Origin of the sequence: Paenibacillus sp. FSL K6-1096 (assembly GCF_037977055.1) — a bacterium.
Taxonomy (GTDB): domain Bacteria; phylum Bacillota; class Bacilli; order Paenibacillales; family Paenibacillaceae; genus Paenibacillus_AQ.
Map to the genome: position 1 here is coordinate 6,864,863 of NZ_CP150274.1, position 18,020 is coordinate 6,882,882.

Consider the following 18,020-nt stretch of genomic DNA (forward strand, 5'->3'; position numbering starts at 1 on the left):
ATCCGGCGGATGTGAGCTAAATGAGCGAGTGTCCAACCTTCCCCCCGGGTGCAGCCTGTCTAACCACAAACAGACGTAAATAACGCGGCTATAGCGCTTCAACAACGAAATAAGAGGTGTCCCCCGGCCGTACTGGCTTCGGGGACACCTCTTTGTGAAATCAATGTTATACTACACCCTGGGCGATCATCGTATCTGCGACTCTCAGGAAGCCGGCAATGTTGGCTCCGGCGACCAGGTTGCCGGCGACGCCGTATTCCTCTGCCGCCTGTACGGTTCTGCGGTAGATGTTCTTCATAATGCCTTGCAGCTTCTCATCGACCTCTTCAAAGGTCCACGACAGCCGCATGCTGTTCTGGCTCATTTCCAGTCCCGACACTGCTACGCCGCCTGCATTGGCGGCCTTGGCCGGTGCAAAGAGCACCTGATTCTCAAGGAACAGCTCCACCGCGTCGATGGTGGTCGGCATATTGGCCCCTTCGCCAATGGCCAGGACTCCGTTCAGAATCAGCTGCCCGGCAGCGGCCTTATCCAGCTCGTTCTGAGTGGCACAAGGCAGGGCGATATCACACGGGATGTTCCAGATTCCGCTACAGCCTGCTACATATTCAGCGTGCGGATGTTCTTTGACGTATTCGCTGATGCGAAGGCGTTCGGTTTCCTTCAGTCTTTTGACTGTATCAAGGTTGATGCCCTGCGGGTCGTGAATATAGCCGTTTGAATCACTACAAGCGATGACGAGTGCGCCAAGCTGCTGCGCCTTCTCAATCGCATAAATGGAGACATTCCCGGAGCCGGAGACAACCACCTTGCGGTCCTGGAAGCTGGCTCCGCGTTCTGCCAGCATCTCCTGCACGAAGTACACACAGCCATAGCCGGTAGCTTCCTTGCGCGCCAGACTGCCGCCGTACAGAAGCCCTTTGCCGGTAAGAACCCCGGCGGTATGCCCGCCGTGAATCCGTTTGTACTGGCCGAACATGTAGCCGATCTCCCGCGCACCGACGCCGATGTCGCCGGCCGGAACATCTGTATCCGGTCCGATATGGCGGTACAGCTCGGTCATGAAGCTCTGCGTGAAGCGCATGATCTCCTGATCCGACTTGTCCTTGGGATCGAAATCGCTGCCTCCCTTGCCTCCGCCCATCGGCAGTCCGGTCAGCGCATTCTTGAAAATCTGCTCGAAGCCAAGAAACTTTACGATGCCGAGGTAGACGGAGGGATGGAAGCGCAAGCCGCCCTTGTAGGGTCCGATTGCACTGTTATACTGGATGCGGTACCCGCGGTTAACCCGCGTGCGGCCTGAATCGTCCACCCAGGGGATACGGAAGGAAATGCTGCGCTCAGGCTCAACCAGACGCTCCAGAATTCCTTGCTCCATGTATTTCGGATGACGGGTCAGAACGGGGGTGATACTCTCAAGGAACTCCTGGACGGCCTGATGGAATTCAGGCTCCTGCGGGTCGCGTTTCTGGACCTCCGCATAAATCTGCTGCACATATTGCACAGCCTCATTGGAAACCTCTGACGTTGCTGTAGGAACGATGGACACTTTAGAAAGCACTCCCTGTCTGTTGTATTTCGGGCTATCCCGTGTTATTTAGAATTTAAAAGAATTCTATAAAACCTGACATGAATTTGCCAATCAATTATTTTTGGCAAGGCCATTAAGAAATTCTATGAACCTTACATACCATGCCAGCTATATGCAGCAAAATGTTAATAAACCTCTGGTCAATTTTGGATTGCAGTTCCCCCTCTATGGGGTAATTATAGATTGCGGCAATAAGATATAGTATAAGAGAGAGAGGCGTCAGAATATGCACTTGTTATCTGTAGCAGAATTGGTAGATACGGAGAACCACGCGTGGGAGGAGATCAGGGAACTGCTTAGCCAGGGCCCGCGCACCTACCGGCTGGAGCCTGCTGAGCCGGAGGCCGCCGCACAGACGCTCGTCCGTCTGCAGGTGAGCACAAGATCCTATCTGGGCGCCATTGCCTATGAGAGCGGAGGTATCGTATTCGAGCACGGCTGGATTACCTTGCTCGGCGCCGGGGCGGCAGGAATCTGCGGCAGCCTGGCCTCCTGGAACGGCCTCGCGGATTCTGAGGAGCTCGCTGCCCTGCCGGGGCTGCTGGTCGTAGCTTATGATGCGGCCGGCGGGTTCTTCGGTCTGGATACAGGCCGCTTCGGACAGAGCGGGCAGATCTATTATTATGCCCCGGATGCTCAAGTATGGGAGACGACCGAATTGACCTATTCCGGATTCATCGGCTGGCTGGCGGAAGGGGATCTGGATCTGTTCTATGAGACATTCCGCTGGGAGGGCTGGGAAGAGGAGGTGCAGCAGCTTGCGCCGGATCAGGTCTTCGGGTATTATCCGCCGCTCTGGACGGAGCAGGGCAGCGGTTCGGGCAGCAGCAAAGCACCGGTCTCTATTCTGGAAGCGTGGCAGGCCGCGAGAAGCGCAGGTGCCGAATGAAGCGGCGCAAGGCAGGTCGGGAACGGCTTAGAGTGGTTACGATTGCCGAGGAACCGCTGGCGGTAGTTCCTTTTGTCAGTGCAGCGCCCGGCAGCCAGGGAATCATATACGATGAGCTTCCGGTACACTTGGGGGAGATGCTGGGACTGCCGGAGGACGTGGATGCGCTGATTGTCGCCTCTGACCTTCAGGGAATTGCCCTTTCCGAAAGCGGGGAATATGGGGATGTCTTGGTGGGAGAGCAGCTTGCCGGGACGCTGGTGGAACTGCTTATCCAACATCTGCCGGGTGTCCGCCCGGAGAAGGTGCTGGTCTGTTTATGCGGTGATTTATACGGAGATACTGCTGTAAGAGGTTCAAGCGGCGATCCGCTGCAGGTATGGCGGGCGTTCCGCCGCAGCTTCGGAAAGGTACTGGGCGTGAACGGCAACCACGATCTTCTGACTCCGCACGGGGAAGCTGAGCTTGCCGCCACACCGGGAACACATTTGTTCTCTGAACCGTCAGTCCTGCAGCATGAGAGTCTGCTTATAGCCGGGCTTGGAGGTGTCACAGGGAGAGCGGACCGGCCGAACCGCACGCCGGAGATAGAGTATCTGGAATTACTAGGCAGCTTGCTGAAGTGCGGACCCGATCTGCTGCTGCTGCATCAGAGCCCGGATCTGCCGGGCGCAGGTTTACCCGGACATGCAGGCATCCGTGAGCGGCTTGAGGCCGGGCCGGAAGTTCTGGTCTGCAGCGGGCATGTGCACTGGAACCGTCCGCTGGCAGAGCTGGCGAATGGCGTCCAGCTTCTCAATACAGACGGAAGGGTGCTGGTATTCACTGCCGCTGGTTGAAACCAAATGCGGGCTTGTCCGTAAACTTTACAAACAGCATCGGAATAGATATAATTTAGGTATAACTTTCAGGGTTTGAAACAACAGAAAGGGGCCTAACGCCATTAGGCTCCTTTTGTATTTTCGGCCCGTGTTAACAGGAGGGCGAAAGTCATTCATAAGGAAAAGATTATGGTATGTGTTCATTACGGTCCGCATGGCGAGCGTTTAATCCGGCGTGGAGTCCAGTTGTCCGAGCTGATCGGGGCACCGCTCTATGTTCTGAATGTGGATACTTCAGACAGTGATGAATATAATCAGAGCAAAGAAATGTATATGTCAGTCTGGAAGCGACTGGCAGAGGAAGCCGGGGCAGAGTTCATGATACGCAAGCGCCGGGGCCGCAAGACGACAGATGTCATTGTTGAAGCTGCCGAAGAGAAAGAGGTGACGCAGATCATCATCGGCCAGTCTGCCCAGACCCTGTGGCAGGAGCTGACCAAGCGCAACTTCGTCAATGAGCTGATCAGCAAGATGAAGATGATGGATCTGCATGTGGTGGCCGTGCAGCGGATGCGCGCCGGTCTGGAAGAGACGCATGAAGAAGGCGTAATTGCCTATCTGGTGAAGAACGATGGTGTGTACCAGCTCAGCGATGAGCCTGAGGGTGCAGATGCCATCAAGGGCAAATTTTTTCATGAACTTCATACCGAATTTGAGAATGGCCTGTTCAAGATTGAACAAGACGGCAAGGCCAGATATCTGCATATTTGTGAAGGGACATTAACCGATAAGCTGTAAGCGGTTTTCCCTTAAGGAAGTAAGTACCAGTCTTCACAACCACACTATAGATTGGAAAAGGAGGTTTGCCATTGCTGCATATCACCGTTCTGGTTCCGTTTCTCCTGGCTCTGATGATCGCACTGCTGCGCGGCAGGTTCCGCAGGCTCCATAGAGGCTGGCTGGTATTAGCCGCGCCGCTGGCGCTATTCATCTACTTCTTATCCCGGATTCCAGTCATCAAGGGAGGCGATTCCGGCTATGAGACTGTGTCGTGGATACCTTCCCTTGGCATTAATCTGGTCTTCCATCTGGATGGATTAAGTCTGTTGTTTGCCTTGTTAATTACAGGAATGGGTACGCTTGTCTTCATCTATTCGATTTTCTATCTGGACAAACGCAAGGAAGAGCTAACGCCGTTCTACGTATATCTTCTATTGTTCATGGGGGCCATGCTCGGTGTAGTGCTGTCTGATAATCTGATGGTGTTATACGGCTTCTGGGAAATGACAAGTGTATCCTCCTTCCTGCTGATCGCTTATTGGCACCGGAGACAGAAGTCGCGCTACGGCGCACTGAAGTCCATGCTGATTACGGTCTTCGGCGGTCTGGCGATGTTCGCAGGCTTCCTGATGCTGTATGTTATGACGGGTACCTTCAGTATCCGCGAGATCTGGAGCCAAGTTGGCGGCATCAGCGGACACGCGCTGTTCCTGCCGGCCATGCTGCTGATTCTGCTGGGTGCCTTCACCAAATCGGCCCAGTTCCCGTTCCATATCTGGCTGCCCGATGCAATGGAAGCGCCGACTCCGGTCAGTGCGTATCTGCACTCGGCAACCATGGTGAAGGCGGGTCTCTATCTGGTGGCGCGTTTCAGCCCGGTGTTTGCGGGGCAACATGAGTGGTTTTGGATTGTGTCGGGCGTCGGCCTGATCACCTTGATCTATGGATCGATCCAGGCGATGAAGCAGACGGACCTGAAGGCTCTGTTAGCTTATTCCACCATCAGTCAGCTCGGACTGATTATGGGACTGCTGGGCATGGGATCGGCCGCTTCCTTCTACTCGGGGGAACAGGCTGTATTCTATACCGCCGCAACAACGGCTGCGCTCTTTCATTTGTTTAATCATGCCATATTCAAAGGTTCGCTCTTCATGGTGGTCGGGATCGTCGACCATGAGACGAATACCCGCGACCTGCGCAAGCTGGGGGGGCTGGTATCGCTGATGCCGGTAACCTTCACGATTGCGCTGATCGGCAGCTTCTCAATGGCGGGTCTTCCGCCGTTTGCCGGATTCCTGAGCAAGGAAATGTTCTTCACGGCTGTGCTGAATATCAGACAGCTGGATATCCTCAGCCCCGGAGCATTCTTCACCCTGTTCCCGGTGCTGGCATGGATTGCAAGCATATTTACCTTTGCATACAGCATGATTATGGTATTCCATACCTTTTTTGGCAAGTTCCAGCCGGAGAAGCTGGACAAACAGCCGCATGAGGCGCCGCTGGGCCTGCTGCTGCCTCCTGTTCTCCTGGCGCTGCTGGCGATTGTCACCGGCTTTTTCCCGAATATCCTGGCCGATACGCTGATTGTGCCGGGCATGAATGCCATTCACCCGCAGCTTGCCTCTGCATCACCTTTTGATGTGCATATTTATTTCTGGCACGGCTTCACCACCGAGCTCTGGATGACGCTGGGCGTAGTCCTTCTGGGGATTGTCGTCTACCGAATTTATGGGCGTCTCAGCCTCGTTGATAAGGAATGGCGCAGCGGCTATACGCTGAACCAGGTCTATGACGGCAGTATCCGTCTCGTGGAGCAGGTATCCCGCTGGGTGACAGGCTGGTATATGACCGGCTCAATGCGCCATTATCTGATGTACATCTTCGCGATCATTATTGCGGTAGTCAGCGGAACCTTGCTGGTCTCCGAAGGCATTACCTTCGGGCAGGGCCAGTATGCGCCGGTTACCTTCTTTGAAGTGGTGGCTGTGCTGGTTCTATTGACCGGAGCGCTGGCTATTCCCTTCGCGAAATCCAGAGTGGCCGCGATTCTGCTGACAGGGATGGTAGGGTATATGGTGACCCTGCTCTTTATCCTCTTCCGGGCCCCGGATCTGGCGCTGACGCAGATGATTGTGGAAGTGGTCTCGGTCACGCTGTTCCTGCTCTGCTTCCGGCATCTGCCGCAGCTCAAGCGGGAGAAGGTCCGGCTGCGGCGGAAGCTGCCTAAGCTGATCATTGCACTGGGCTTCGGCGTAACGATGACCCTGGTCGCACTCGCTGCGCTCGGCAGCAGTCCGTTTGAGTCCATCTCCAGCTACTACACAGAGAACAGCTACAAGCTCGGCGGCGGCAAAAATATCGTTAACGTGTTGCTCGTTGACTTCCGCGGGTTCGATACGATGTTTGAAATTACGGTGCTGGGCCTCGCTTCGCTGGCCATATATTCCATGATCAAGCTGCAGCTTGACACGGACCATAAGCCGGCTGTAGCCCGAAAAGGGTTGGCTAATAACCTGCCGCGATATGCCCGCAGCAACGATGTGCTGCTGCAATCGGTCGCCAAGGTAGCCTTTGTCATCATTATTACCTTCTCGCTGTACCTGTTCTTTGCCGGTCATAACCAGCCGGGCGGCGGCTTCATCGGAGCCTTGATGGCTGCAGCGGCGCTTGTGCTTATTGCCATTGCCTTCGGGACGGAATTCGTGGAGAAGTTGCTGCCGGTGGATTACCGCAAGTTGATCGGGGTGGGGATTGCGCTTGCTTTTCTCACCGGGATCGGTTCCTTCGTATTCGATGTTCCGTTCCTGACCCAGGCCTTCCGCTACTTCGATCTGCCGGTGATGGGCAAGACGGAGCTGACTACCGCGATGCTGTTCGACCTTGGGGTCTACCTGTCGGTCATTGGCGTCACGATGAATATTATCTTTACGATCGGGAGGGATAACTGATGGAGATCCTAATTGCCCTGGCGATCGGTGTCTTGTTCACGGTAGGTGTATATCTGGTCCTCTCCAAGGGATTGCTCCGCATTCTTCTGGGGACGACGTTAATCACTCATGGCGTTCATCTGCTGCTGCTGACGATGGCGGGACTGAAGACGGGCGCTTCGCCGCTGCTTGGCGAGAAGGCGGACAGCTATGTCGATCCGCTGCCGCAGGCGCTTATCCTTACGTCTATTGTAATCAGCTTCGGCGTATCCGCGTTCTTCATTGTGCTGGCCTACCGGGCATACCGCTCGGCGGGGACGGATGATGTGGAAGGGGCAAGGGGGGAAGGCCATGAATAATCTGCTGGTGCTGCCTTTGCTGATTCCGGCCTTTACGGGCGTCATTCTGATTTTCCTGAAGGAGTATGTCAAGCTCCAGCGGATCATCAGCGCAATCAGTGTGTTCGTTAATATAGCCATAGCTATAATGATTGTCTACCAGGTCAATACGTACGGAATTCAGACGCTGTATATGGGCGGGTGGCTGCCGCCCTACGGCATCGTCTTCGTTGCCGATATGTTCGCGGCGCTGCTTGTCCTGACGGCTGCGGTGGTGGGGGCGGCTTGTCTGTTCTTCTCCTTCGCAAGTATCGGGGAGGAGCGGGAACGGTTCTACTACTATACGTTCTTCCATTTCCTGCTGACTGGTGTGTACGGCTCGTTCCTGACGGGAGATCTGTTCAACCTGTTCGTCTGCTTCGAGGTGCTGCTGGTTGCCTCCTATGCCATGATCGTATTGGGCGGGACCCGGGTTCAGCTGCGCGAGACACTTAAGTATATCCTTGTTAATGTGATCTCCTCCAGTCTGTTCGTGGCAGCCATCGCTTATCTCTATGCAGCGACAGGTACGCTGAATATGGCCCATCTGGCCGTTCGGGTTGCCGAGGCCGGACAGGGCGGTGTCATGAATGTGATTGCTGTGCTGCTGCTGCTGGTCTTCTCGCTGAAGGCGGGTCTGCTGCTGTTCTTCTGGCTGCCGGATTCGTACAGTGCCCCGCCGCAGGCGGTAAGAGCCTTGTTCGGCGCTTTGCTGACCAAGGTGGGGCTGTACGCGATCATCCGCACGTTCTCGCTGATTTTTGTCCATGATCTGGGCGTTACGCATTCGCTGATCGGCTGGATGGCCGGAGCCACGATGATTCTGGGAGCTGTCGGAGCGCTGGCCTATAATGATCTTAGCCGGATATTCAATTATAATATTGTCATTAGCGTAGGCTTCATTGCCTTCGGCATCTCTGTAGCGACCCAGGATTCCCTGAACGGGGTAGTCTTCTATCTGATGCATGATATCGTAGCCAAGGCACTGCTGTTCTTCCTGGGCGGGCTGATTCTTGCCGCTTCAGGGACGGAGCAGCTCAGACTGATGGGCGGACTGATCCGCCGGTATCCGTGGACGGGCTGGATGTTCTTCGTTCTTGCGCTGGCCCTGGTGGGTGTTCCTCCGCTGAGCGGCTTCGCCGGGAAGGTCATGATGGTCCGCAGCGGCTTCGGGGAGCAGCATACCGCACTCTCACTGATTGCGCTGGCCTCCAGCTTCGTCGTCTTGTATTCGCTGATTAAGGTGTTTCAGCAGGCGTTCTGGGGGGGCGAGAAGAACGAGGAAGAGATTCGTCCGCTGCATTACAAAGCCATGATGGCCCCGGCCGCTGTACTGTTCGTGCTTGTCATCCTGATGGGAATCGGCGCTGAGTGGGTGAACGGCTATGTGTCACAGGCCGGCGCGGTGCTTGCTGATCCGGCTGCGTACATTAACGCTGTCATGAAGGAGTAGATGAAGATGGCCTTTCAAATATTATTGAATCTCATGATCGCCTTCCTGTGGATGTTCCTGAACAATGACTGGACGGCCTCCGGCTTCATCGTCGGGTATGCGCTGGGGGTGGCGGTGCTGGTAATTATGCGGCGGTTCTTCGACGGACGGCTATATTTAGCCAAAATATGGGCAGTGCTGAAGCTGATCGCCCTGCTGCTGCGGGAGCTGGTCGCCTCCAGCTATGTGGTGGTGAAGGCGGTGCTCCGGCCCAGCCTGAACATCCGCCCGGCTATTCTGATGTACCATACGGAGCTGGAATCGGACTGGGAGGTCGCTGTGCTGATTACCCTGCTCTGCCTGACGCCGGGCTCCGTGGTGCTGGAGGTCTCCAAAGATAACCGGACCTTATACATTCATGCAATGGATATCCGGGACGCGGAACAGTTCGATGCCAATATCCGCAATAAATTTGAGCGGGCGATACTGGAGGTGAGCCGTTCATGATTCATTTTATCCTCATGCTATCCCTCTCGATTATGGTGCTCTCGATTGCGATTTGCGCCTGGCGTCTGGTCAAAGGCCCCTCGCTGCCTGACCGGGTCGCAGCACTTGACACGATCGGCATCAACCTGCTGGCGATGGTGGCGGTGCTCTCAATTCTGTTCAAGACCCAGGCATTCATCGAATATATTCTGCTGATCGGAATTCTCTCTTTTATCGGAACGATGGCCTTGGCCAGATATATTGAACGGGGGGTGGTGTTTGAACATGGAGATGATCAAGAGCGCGGTTGAACTTCTGTTCGTGCTGCTTATTCTGACCGGGGCTCTGCTCAGCGCCGTCAGCTCGGTCGGCCTGATCCGCCTGCCGGATGTCTATTTACGGTCACATGCCGCAGCCAAAAGCGCAACGCTGGGCGTACTCTGTATCCTCAGCGGAGCCTTTCTCTACTTCGCCTTCTTCCTGGACTTCATTAGTGCGAAGCTGCTGCTTGGCATCGTCTTCGTCTTCATGACCTCGCCGCTCTCCGCCCATCTGACCGGCCGGGCGGCCTACCGCACCGGGGTTCCGCTCTGGAACCGCCGTATCCAGGACGACCTGAAGGCCGCACTGGAGAAGGAGGAGATCAAGAGCGATTCCTCATCGTCATAACAACAGGCAAGCACAGGGATGTCCCGCACCTGCTTCAAGGTGCAGCGGACATCCCTGTTGTACTGTTGCTGGCGGGTTCAACCGTTCAGTTGTGCAGTGCGTTTACGATACATATGAAGCAGCAGGCAGGACGCGCCGAAGGCTATGGTTACCAGTACGAGCGGAATGCGCGGGTCCAGCTTATACGCCCAGCCGCCGATGATGCCGGCAGGGGCGGTGAACAGCAGGATCAGCACGGACAGCATGGAGAAGACCTTGGCCCGTTTGTCATCCTCAATGGCGTTCTGCACGGCAGCCTCCAGATACGGGGAGCTGATCATCAATCCGACGGCGGCCAGAATGGTGCTAAGACCAATCCAGACGTAGCTTGCGGACGGGTAGACGACCAGCATGGCGTTCGACAGGGCGGATAATCCGAGGCCGGCCATCATGGCCCGGTTGGCGCTCTGATCCGGGATTCGCGGCATCAGCAGCCACAAGGTGAGCAGCATGATGACCGAGGAGACCGCCGGGAACAACGAGAGCAGTCCACTGTCCAGATGAATATAATCTGCCAGATACAGGTACAGATACGTGCTTTTGAGTGTGGCCTGGAAGTTGAACAGAATGTAGACGGCAAAGATTAGCAGCAGGCTGCGCTCCGCCCCCAGATCGCGGAAGGCCCCGCCATATTCCGCTAGGCTCTCTCTGAGGCCCAGCTCCCGGGTCTCCTGGCGTTTACGGATGCCGGCTTCAGTCTCCCGGGTAGTCAGCTGACGGCCGACGAATTGGAAGGTCATGAACAGGAAGGCCAGCACATACATGATTCTCATGCCCGGAACCAGGCCGAACTGATGGACAAGCAGGCCTCCGAGTGGTGCAAACAAGCCTCCGATGACCCCGATAATCTGCAGCAGCGTGAATACATAGGTGCGGTCCGAGGGCCGGGTATCCTCTACAATGAGGCAGTAGAAGGCGATATGCGGCACACGCTGGAAGCCATTGATTACGGCAGCAGCTGCGAAGAACCACAGGTTCTGTGAGAAGGCCCACAGCAGTGTAACCAGGCTCCAGCTGAGCAGGTCAAAGTACAGAATCGCCCGCTTGCGTCCCATCCGGTCAGTCAGATACCCGCTGATTAACGAAGAGAACACCTGGACAACCAGCCCGATGGTCGTAATCCAGCCGATATTCAGCTCGTTCAGTCCGAGCTCGTACATGTACAGGGTGGCATAAGTTGAGAACATACTGAAGGGAATCAGAAAGAAGGGTTCAAAGGCCAAGCAGCCCCGGCTGTTCCCCTGCAGCCTTGGGAAAAAACGGTATGCCATGATGTTATCCTCCGCGTTGTCATTTAACTCTACTATTCTATGGGACGCAACAGGACTTAATCAAGAGCAAGCTATATATTTAGGAGTTGAGAATATGTTCATCATCCTTGGGCTGGTATTTATTGCGGTATACGCATTAATCGTCTTCTATATTGGCTGGAGCGGCTGGAGCTGGATCAAGCCGGTCGTCTCGGGCCGGTTCCGCCTGTTCTATATCATCGCCCTGGTCTTCCTGGCCAGCTCGCTGATTCTCTCCAGAGTGGTGGCAGGTTCGGCGGTTCTAAGCGTAATCGGCAGCTATTGGCTGGCTGTGTTCAGCCTATTAATCATGCTGCTGCCGCTGGTGCATCTGGCCGTCTGGCTTACGAAGCTGAGCAGGCTGCCGCGCCGGGCCGTCCAGAAGTGGTCGGGTATCCTTACGCTGGTGATATTAATAGGACTGATCGGATATGGCAGCTACAATGCCTATAGTCCGGTGGTGCGTTCCTATGATGTGCAGATCAACAAGCCGGGCCCGGCAAGCGGTAAGCTTCATATTGTGATGGCTTCGGATATGCATTTCGGCTATTTATCCGGCAAACGCCATGCAGAGCAGATGGTACAGGAGATCAATGCCCTGCAACCCGATCTGATTCTGCTCCCGGGCGATATTGTGGATGATGATGTCAGACCTTATAAAGAGAAGGGCCTCGGCACTGTGCTGGCGAAGCTTGAAGCTCCGCTAGGTGTGTATGCTTCCTTGGGGAATCATGACCGCTTCAAGGGCGGGACGGAGGAGATTATCCGCCTGCTGGAGGAGAGCGGGATTCAGGTGCTCTACGATGGGAACGTTGAGGTGGGCGGCTGGCTGACGCTGATCGGGCGGAAGGATTACAGCGACAAGGAGCGGGCCAAGCTGGCTGATTTGACCAGAGACATAGATCAATCTAAGCCGGTTATGATGCTGGAGCATCAGCCGGTGGAGTTCGCTACCGCAGAGGAGCAGGGCATCGACCTGATGGTCTCCGGCCATACCCATCGCGGGCAGATCGCCCCGGCGAATCTAATCACTTCCCGTGTGTTCGAGAATGATTGGGGTTACCTCCAGAAAGGCCGGCTCCATACGATTGTCTCTTCAGGCTATGGCTTCTGGGGACCGCCGATCCGTATCGGTTCGCAGTCAGAGGTGGTATCAATTCATGTAGAGTTTTCTAATGCAGAGATGTAAGCTATAAGGCTGACCCCATAAGGGGTCAGTTCTTTTTTTGTAAATACGGATTTACAAAAGCCTATAGATCAGTTATATTGTACTGGTACAATAAGTACACTGGTCGCGCAAGGAGGAAGCGTGTGGAGATCATTATCAGCAGTAACCGGAACAAGCCCATTTATGAGCAGATCACCTCGCAGATCAAGGGTAAGATTATGAGCGGAGAGCTTCAGGCAGGAGATCCCATCCCTTCAATGCGTGCTTTGGCCAAGTCCATTCAGGTCAGTGTCATCACTGTACAGAAGGCGTATGAGGACCTGCAGCGCGACGGATTCATCGAGACAACGGTCGGGCGCGGAAGCTTCGTCTCGGCCGTGAACCAGGATGTTTTTCAGGAAGAGCAGCTGAAGAAGGTGGATGAGCATCTAATGAAGGCAGCCGAAATCGCCCGCGCAAGCGGAATCAAACTGGAGACGATGGTGGATATGCTGACTATCTTTTACAAGGAGGGAAATCATGAATCTTAGTTTGGAAATCACAGGACTGACCAAGTCCTATGCCGATTCCGGCTTTATGCTGGACAATGTATCATTTGCTATTCCGAGCGGAACGATTATGGGGTTTGTAGGGGAGAACGGGGCTGGGAAGACGACAACCATCAAGTCCATTCTGAACACAGTTAAGATTGACAGCGGAACGATCCGGCTGCTGGGCCGGGAGATGACGGATACAGATACTGTCTTGCGTGAAGACATCGGAGTGGTGCTGGATTCGGCCAATTTCCCAGCGGTGCTGACCCCTGCTAAGCTGGCTAAGGTCATGCGCGGCGTCTATAAGCAGTGGGACCAGGAGGTCTACATCAAGCTTACAGGGAAGTTCGGCCTGCCTATGAACCAGAAGATCAGCGGGTTCTCCCGGGGTATGACGATGAAGCTGGCGATTGCTGCCGCCTTGTCGCACGATCCCAAGCTGCTGATTCTGGATGAGGCCACTTCAGGGCTGGACCCGGTGACACGGGAGGAGATTCTGGAGGTGTTCCTGGAATTCGTAGAGGATGAGCGTCACGCTATCCTGATGTCCTCCCATATCACAAGCGATCTGGAGAAAATCGCCGATTATATCACCTTCATCCATCAAGGGCAGATCATTCTGACGGCGATGAAGGATGAGCTGATCTACGACTACGGCGTGGCCCGCTGCACCAGCGGCCAGTTCCAGCGTATTGCAGAAGGAGACAGACTGGCTTACCGGGTGAGGGAGCATCAGACCGATGTGCTGGTGAGGGACAGAAGGGAATTTACGCAACGGTACAGCGGAATCGCCGTCGATCATGTATCGATAGATGACATTCTGCTGCTACTGGTAAAGGGGGCGAAATAGGATGCGCGGACTGCTGTTAAATAACCTGTATTCGCTGCAATATAATATCAGGCTTTCTCTGGGCATTTCGCTGTTTCTGGCACTGATCTCCTTTGCCGGAGTGGAGCACTCGGCACTGAATGCGATCATCGCGGCGCAGATTATGGTTTTTGTAGTGACCATCGGGGCTTCCCTGCAGGCGGATGAGGCATCGAAGTGGAACCGCTTTGAGATCACATTGCCGGTCAGAAGAAGAACGGTGATCCATGCCAAGTACCTGAGCTTCCTGCTGCTGATTTTGATGGGGACTGCGGCAAGTCTGGTTACCATGGCGATAATCTATGTAAAAGGGGCGGACATCTCGGGCTGGAGTCTGTCTGCCGGGTACACCTTCGGACTATCCTTATCGCTGTCCCTTCTGGCGATCTATTATCCGGTTATTCTTAAATTCGGCATTGAAAAAAGCGAGCAGATGCTCATGGTATCGATAGGGCTATCCTTGGGCCTGCGATTTCTCGTATGGATGCTGCTGAATCAGTATATGGACGACGTAAACTTTAATGGTCCAGAGACCGGAATTGCCAGCTTGATCACCGCTGTCCTTCTGTTCGCAGCTTCATATCTGGTAGCTGTACGGATTCAACGGAATAAAGAATTCTGATGCTGATGAAGCCGTGTTATGACCCGGCTTCATCATTTCTTGCGGCTCTGCATAATCTCCTTATAGACTTCAATGGCCAGCGCCCGGGACCGCTTCAGGTCAACGATAGCATCATCGGCAGGCAAATGAATAGCTTGATCAGACCATTCCAAGCGTTCCGGCAGCCAAGTGCGGAGATAACGGCCGTCCGGATCATGCGTTTTGGACTGGGTAACCGGGTTCATGACCCGAAAATAAGGGGAGGCATCGAAGCCCAGCGAAGAGCTCCACAGCCAGCCGCCGCGGTTCTGGGCATTGTCGTAATCGCTGAGCTTCAGCCGGAAATAGCGTTCGCCGTAGATGAACGGACAACCCAGATTCTTGGTCAGGAACATCGCCGTAATCATCCGCAGCCGGTTGGGCATCCAGCCGGTTGCGTTCAACTGGCGCATGGCTGCGTCCACAGCCGGGATACCGGTTCTGCCCTGAGACCAGGCATCGAAGTGCTGTGATCCCAGTGCAGACAGATCATATACCTTCTCATAGCTGAAGAAATCCTCATCCAGCCTTGCCTGGTACAGATAGAAATCCCTCCAGGCCAATTGCCTCAGCCATTCCTCCCCAAGGCCATTTTCTTCGGTCAGCCTGCTATAGACAGTCCGTGCAGATAAGGCACCTGTATTCAGATGTATGCTTATCCGGCTTGTCCGTTCCTCCGCATACCTGTCACGCGTATCCGGGTAATGCTGAAGCTCTGTCTGTACGAAATGCTCCAGAGTGCGGGCCGGATTCATCTCCCCAGCGGCACTCTTCAGTTGTAGAAGCTGCTGGGCGATTTCTTCGGGGAGTCCGAAGGCATCCCGTAGCTCCGGATGAAGGTCTGCGGTCTGCAGACTGCTTAGACCCGCAATGTACGGCGGCCGGAACCGCTGAGTGAGATAGGTGCGCCAACGGCGGTAGAAGGGAGTGAACACCTTGAAGGGCTCGCTCCGCCCGCACCAATCCATGAAGTCTTCCAGATCACAGAGCATCCGCTCATGCCGGGCCTCGAAGCGGAGTCCCAGCGCATGGGCAGTCTCCCGCAGCTGCCGGTCCCGCTTAAGGGCATAGGGAGTATAATCGGCATGAACGCTGATTTCTTGTATGGGGTGAAGCTGTGCCAAATGGCGGAGGATCTCCTCCGGCACCCCGTACAGGAGATGAAGCAGCTTGCCCTGCTCCGCATATTCCTGCTGAAGGCGGGCAACATGCTGGAGGAAGTTGCGGCCGCTGTGCTCCAGATAACGCTCCTTCCGCAGCAGGAACGGCTCCAGAATCAATACATGCAGCGAGCTTACTCCGGCAGCGGCAATGGCGTCGAAGGCCGGCAGATCAGAGGTGCGCAGGTCCTTACGGTGAATGAAGAGAATCATAGATGGTGGAGTTCCTTTCGGCGGTAAGTATCGTATCTCTATATTATAATGTCTATATACTATATACCCCGTTTATACTTTTACGAGTTATACGGCTCAAGTGTCAGGTTTTTTGATAGAATAAGAGGGTTGTTAGAATTTACCTGACATGAGGAGAGGTGTACGTTTGCGGCAAAAAGGATATACAGCGCTATTCGCGGTCTGGCTGCTGCTGAGCGGCGGGTCCGCAGCGCTGGCCGCAGAGCAAGGCAGCGATGGAGCAGCGGGAGCTACCCCATCCGGCATTGCGTTGAGCGGTTTGGAAGCTTTTGTAGACGATTATGTTGAAGAGTACATAGGAAAGCAGACCGTAGGCGCATCTGTTGTCATGGTGAAGGATGGACAGGTTGTGCTATCCAAGGGTTACGGATATGCAGATGTGGAGCAGCAGGTTCCCGTCTCCCCGGACACGGTGATGGAATGGGGTTCCATCAGCAAGCTTGCGGTCTGGACCTCCGTCATGCAGCTGGCCGAGCAGGGCAAACTGGATTTGAACGAGGATATCCGTAAGCTTTTGCCGGAGAATTTCCTGACCAAGCTGAAGGTTGACGAACCGATCACTATGCTGCAGCTGATGAACCACAGTGCCGGATTCGAAGAGTATATGTTCGATATGGCCTATCAGTCGCCTGAGGAAGTGCGGTCACTGGAAGAGGGACTGCGGCTTGCGCAGCCGGCACAGATTTACAGACCGGGAGAGGTGGTCGCTTATTCGAATTACGGCAACTCACTAGCCGCTTATATTGTTGAGCGGATCAGCGGCCAGCCGTTCCATGATTATGTGCAGCAGCATATTTTTGAGCCGCTGGGTATGAAGCATTCTATTGCGTATTCCGTGGTAGAGGACCGCCCGGAGCTGCTGAAGCAGAAGGCGAAAGGGTATTTCTTCGCCGGACAAGGCTCCTTCAAGCAAGGCTCATGGAATTATATGTCCATGTACCCTAACGGCGGGAATAACGGCACTGCGGAGGATCTGGCGAAGTTTGCTATGGCGCTCATGTCCGCAGCCGGAGCGAAGTCCCCGCTGTTTCAGAAGTCCGGTACGCTGGATACGATGCTGACCCGGAGTCATTCCGCTGCTGAAGACATGCCGGGCATCGCCCACGGGTTCTGGGAGTATCCCGGGGCACACCGGACACTGGGACATGGCGGGAACACGATTGCTTTTGCCACCAATGTTATGCTTGTGCCTGAAGACCGGTTTGCGGTCGTGATTATGACGAATCAGGCGGGCGAATCCCATATTGTTCACGGCCTGACCAAAGCGGTGGTGGGACAGAGAGCGCAGCCGGAGGCAGCGGTTCTGCCGGATGCAGCAGAGGTGGCAGGCCGGTTCGTGGCGGCGCGCCGTCCCGGGCATGGCTTCATGAAGCTGTTTCCTTACCTGACAATGATGAAGCTTGAGCCTCAAGGTGCTAATGAGCTTAAAGTGACATTGGCCGGGCTGACCGGAAGCTACAAGCAGGTTCAGTCTTACCTCTATGAGAAGACGGGCGGGGATTCCGGGCTGGATGCCTGGCCGATGCTGTATGCCACAGTGAAAGAGGGAAAGGTAACGGCTGTATCAGTCTATACCACCGATTATCTGCCGCTGCCTCCAGGACGTTCCATGCCGGTACTGCTGCTCAGCGCAGCACTTGCGGGGCTGGCAATTGTCTATTTCGTGATTTCTCCGTTGGTGTTGGGGGGACAGGCGATTCTCAGGAAGCGGAGAGAACGTAACCGTCCTGCACCCCGTTCCGCCAACCGGAAGCTGACGGCAGGGCTGACCTTGACAGGTACAGGTCTGGTGGTCAATAATCTGGTGCTGGCCTTACGGATGCTTAGCAACAGTGAGCGTGCATATGCGGAGGTGTACCCGCAGATTATAGTGAACTATGGTCTGAGTGGCTTGGCTGTTCTGCTTATAGCTGCGCTTTGGCTGCGCAGGAAGCAGCCCCGGAACCCGTACAGTATAACGGCCCGTAACCACTGGGCAGCCTTCGTGCCTGTGGTGATGATGGTGCTTTTGCTGGCCCAGCTTGTATTTTGGGAATTTTACAGTTAAGTAGCAGGGGAAGGGCGGAGAAGCGGTCACTTGGAAGAAGAATAACCGATTT

General features: G+C 55.0%; 17 protein-coding genes. 14 read left to right on the top strand and 3 right to left on the bottom strand.

Annotated features, from left to right (window positions below; genetic code table 11):
- Window positions 1–166 precede the first annotated feature (166 nt).
- Window positions 167–1,549 (bottom strand): NADP-specific glutamate dehydrogenase, encoded by a 1,383-nt coding sequence (gene gdhA / locus MHI24_RS30105; protein ID WP_340023225.1) that lies wholly within the window; start codon window positions 1,547–1,549, stop codon window positions 167–169.
- Window positions 1,550–1,817: 268 nt separating this feature from the next.
- On the opposite strand from gdhA, the gene MHI24_RS30110 reads away from it, so the two are divergent.
- The 9 genes from MHI24_RS30110 to mnhG all read left to right on the top strand — a co-directional run bounded on the left by MHI24_RS30110 (window position 1,818) and on the right by mnhG (window position 9,972).
- On the top strand, window positions 1,818–2,480 hold the full coding sequence (locus tag MHI24_RS30110) for a DUF2625 family protein (protein WP_340023226.1): 663 nt from the start codon (window positions 1,818–1,820) through the stop codon (window positions 2,478–2,480).
- Window positions 2,477–3,319: a hypothetical protein gene (locus MHI24_RS30115; RefSeq protein WP_340023227.1), complete on the top strand. Its 843-nt coding sequence runs from the start codon at window positions 2,477–2,479 to the stop codon at window positions 3,317–3,319. Before MHI24_RS30110 ends, MHI24_RS30115 begins: the two co-directional genes overlap by 4 nt.
- A gap of 171 nt (window positions 3,320–3,490) precedes the next feature.
- A complete protein-coding gene (locus tag MHI24_RS30120; protein ID WP_340023228.1) occupies window positions 3,491–4,099 on the top strand; it encodes a hypothetical protein in 609 nt (202 codons plus the stop codon).
- Between the two features lie 65 nt (window positions 4,100–4,164).
- Complete coding sequence (locus tag MHI24_RS30125) at window positions 4,165–7,029, top strand: Na+/H+ antiporter subunit A (protein WP_340023229.1); 2,865 nt, start codon at window positions 4,165–4,167, stop codon at window positions 7,027–7,029.
- Complete coding sequence (locus MHI24_RS30130; RefSeq protein ID WP_340023230.1) at window positions 7,029–7,367, top strand: Na(+)/H(+) antiporter subunit C; 339 nt, start codon at window positions 7,029–7,031, stop codon at window positions 7,365–7,367. The genes MHI24_RS30125 and MHI24_RS30130 overlap by 1 nt, the downstream gene beginning before the upstream one ends.
- Window positions 7,360–8,838 (top strand): Na+/H+ antiporter subunit D, encoded by a 1,479-nt coding sequence (locus MHI24_RS30135; RefSeq protein ID WP_340023231.1) that lies wholly within the window; start codon window positions 7,360–7,362, stop codon window positions 8,836–8,838. Before MHI24_RS30130 ends, MHI24_RS30135 begins: the two co-directional genes overlap by 8 nt.
- A gap of 6 nt (window positions 8,839–8,844) precedes the next feature.
- Complete coding sequence (locus tag MHI24_RS30140; RefSeq protein WP_340023232.1) at window positions 8,845–9,324, top strand: Na+/H+ antiporter subunit E; 480 nt, start codon at window positions 8,845–8,847, stop codon at window positions 9,322–9,324.
- Entirely contained in the window at window positions 9,321–9,614 is a 294-nt protein-coding gene (locus MHI24_RS30145; RefSeq protein ID WP_340023233.1) for a Na(+)/H(+) antiporter subunit F1, read from the top strand. Before MHI24_RS30140 ends, MHI24_RS30145 begins: the two co-directional genes overlap by 4 nt.
- Window positions 9,589–9,972: a monovalent cation/H(+) antiporter subunit G gene (gene mnhG, locus MHI24_RS30150; protein WP_340023234.1), complete on the top strand. Its 384-nt coding sequence runs from the start codon at window positions 9,589–9,591 to the stop codon at window positions 9,970–9,972. Before MHI24_RS30145 ends, mnhG begins: the two co-directional genes overlap by 26 nt.
- A gap of 77 nt (window positions 9,973–10,049) precedes the next feature.
- On the opposite strand, the gene MHI24_RS30155 is transcribed toward mnhG, so the two are convergent.
- Complete coding sequence (locus tag MHI24_RS30155; protein ID WP_340023235.1) at window positions 10,050–11,282, bottom strand: MFS transporter; 1,233 nt, start codon at window positions 11,280–11,282, stop codon at window positions 10,050–10,052.
- Window positions 11,283–11,376: 94 nt separating this feature from the next.
- Here MHI24_RS30155 and MHI24_RS30160 point away from each other — a divergent pair, with 94 nt between their 5' ends.
- From MHI24_RS30160 to MHI24_RS30175, 4 genes are all read left to right on the top strand, one after another.
- On the top strand, window positions 11,377–12,489 hold the full coding sequence (locus MHI24_RS30160; protein ID WP_340023236.1) for a metallophosphoesterase: 1,113 nt from the start codon (window positions 11,377–11,379) through the stop codon (window positions 12,487–12,489).
- A 122-nt stretch (window positions 12,490–12,611) separates the two neighbouring features.
- Window positions 12,612–12,998, top strand: a complete 387-nt coding sequence (locus MHI24_RS30165) for a GntR family transcriptional regulator (RefSeq protein WP_340023237.1) — start codon at window positions 12,612–12,614, stop codon at window positions 12,996–12,998.
- Window positions 12,988–13,851: an ABC transporter ATP-binding protein gene (locus MHI24_RS30170; protein WP_340023238.1), complete on the top strand. Its 864-nt coding sequence runs from the start codon at window positions 12,988–12,990 to the stop codon at window positions 13,849–13,851. Before MHI24_RS30165 ends, MHI24_RS30170 begins: the two co-directional genes overlap by 11 nt.
- Before the next feature lies 1 nt (window position 13,852).
- A complete protein-coding gene (locus MHI24_RS30175) occupies window positions 13,853–14,491 on the top strand; it encodes an ABC-2 transporter permease (RefSeq protein ID WP_340023239.1) in 639 nt (212 codons plus the stop codon).
- 32 nt (window positions 14,492–14,523) lie between these two features.
- Here the strand turns inward: MHI24_RS30175 and MHI24_RS30180 are convergent, their stop codons facing one another.
- Entirely contained in the window at window positions 14,524–15,882 is a 1,359-nt protein-coding gene (locus tag MHI24_RS30180) for a deoxyribodipyrimidine photo-lyase (protein WP_340023240.1), read from the bottom strand.
- A 166-nt stretch (window positions 15,883–16,048) separates the two neighbouring features.
- Here MHI24_RS30180 and MHI24_RS30185 point away from each other — a divergent pair, with 166 nt between their 5' ends.
- On the top strand, window positions 16,049–17,968 hold the full coding sequence (locus MHI24_RS30185; protein ID WP_340023241.1) for a serine hydrolase domain-containing protein: 1,920 nt from the start codon (window positions 16,049–16,051) through the stop codon (window positions 17,966–17,968).
- Window positions 17,969–18,020 lie beyond the last annotated feature (52 nt).

Excerpts from the sequence above, each read along its gene's own strand:
- MHI24_RS30130 (WP_340023230.1), top strand. The coding sequence starts at position 7,029 with ATGGAGATCCTAATTGCCCTGGCGATCGGTGTCTTGTTCACGGTAGGT.
- MHI24_RS30115 (WP_340023227.1), top strand. The coding sequence starts at position 2,477 with ATGAAGCGGCGCAAGGCAGGTCGGGAACGGCTTAGAGTGGTTACGATT.
- MHI24_RS30140 (WP_340023232.1), top strand. The coding sequence starts at position 8,845 with ATGGCCTTTCAAATATTATTGAATCTCATGATCGCCTTCCTGTGGATG.
- mnhG (WP_340023234.1), top strand. The coding sequence starts at position 9,589 with ATGGAGATGATCAAGAGCGCGGTTGAACTTCTGTTCGTGCTGCTTATT.
- MHI24_RS30145 (WP_340023233.1), top strand. The coding sequence starts at position 9,321 with ATGATTCATTTTATCCTCATGCTATCCCTCTCGATTATGGTGCTCTCG.
- MHI24_RS30135 (WP_340023231.1), top strand. The coding sequence starts at position 7,360 with ATGAATAATCTGCTGGTGCTGCCTTTGCTGATTCCGGCCTTTACGGGC.
- MHI24_RS30160 (WP_340023236.1), top strand. The coding sequence starts at position 11,377 with ATGTTCATCATCCTTGGGCTGGTATTTATTGCGGTATACGCATTAATC.
- MHI24_RS30155 (WP_340023235.1), bottom strand. The coding sequence starts at position 11,282 with ATGGCATACCGTTTTTTCCCAAGGCTGCAGGGGAACAGCCGGGGCTGC.
- MHI24_RS30170 (WP_340023238.1), top strand. The coding sequence starts at position 12,988 with ATGAATCTTAGTTTGGAAATCACAGGACTGACCAAGTCCTATGCCGAT.
- MHI24_RS30110 (WP_340023226.1), top strand. The coding sequence starts at position 1,818 with ATGCACTTGTTATCTGTAGCAGAATTGGTAGATACGGAGAACCACGCG.
- MHI24_RS30120 (WP_340023228.1), top strand. The coding sequence starts at position 3,491 with ATGGTATGTGTTCATTACGGTCCGCATGGCGAGCGTTTAATCCGGCGT.
- MHI24_RS30180 (WP_340023240.1), bottom strand. The coding sequence starts at position 15,882 with ATGATTCTCTTCATTCACCGTAAGGACCTGCGCACCTCTGATCTGCCG.
- MHI24_RS30175 (WP_340023239.1), top strand. The coding sequence starts at position 13,853 with ATGCGCGGACTGCTGTTAAATAACCTGTATTCGCTGCAATATAATATC.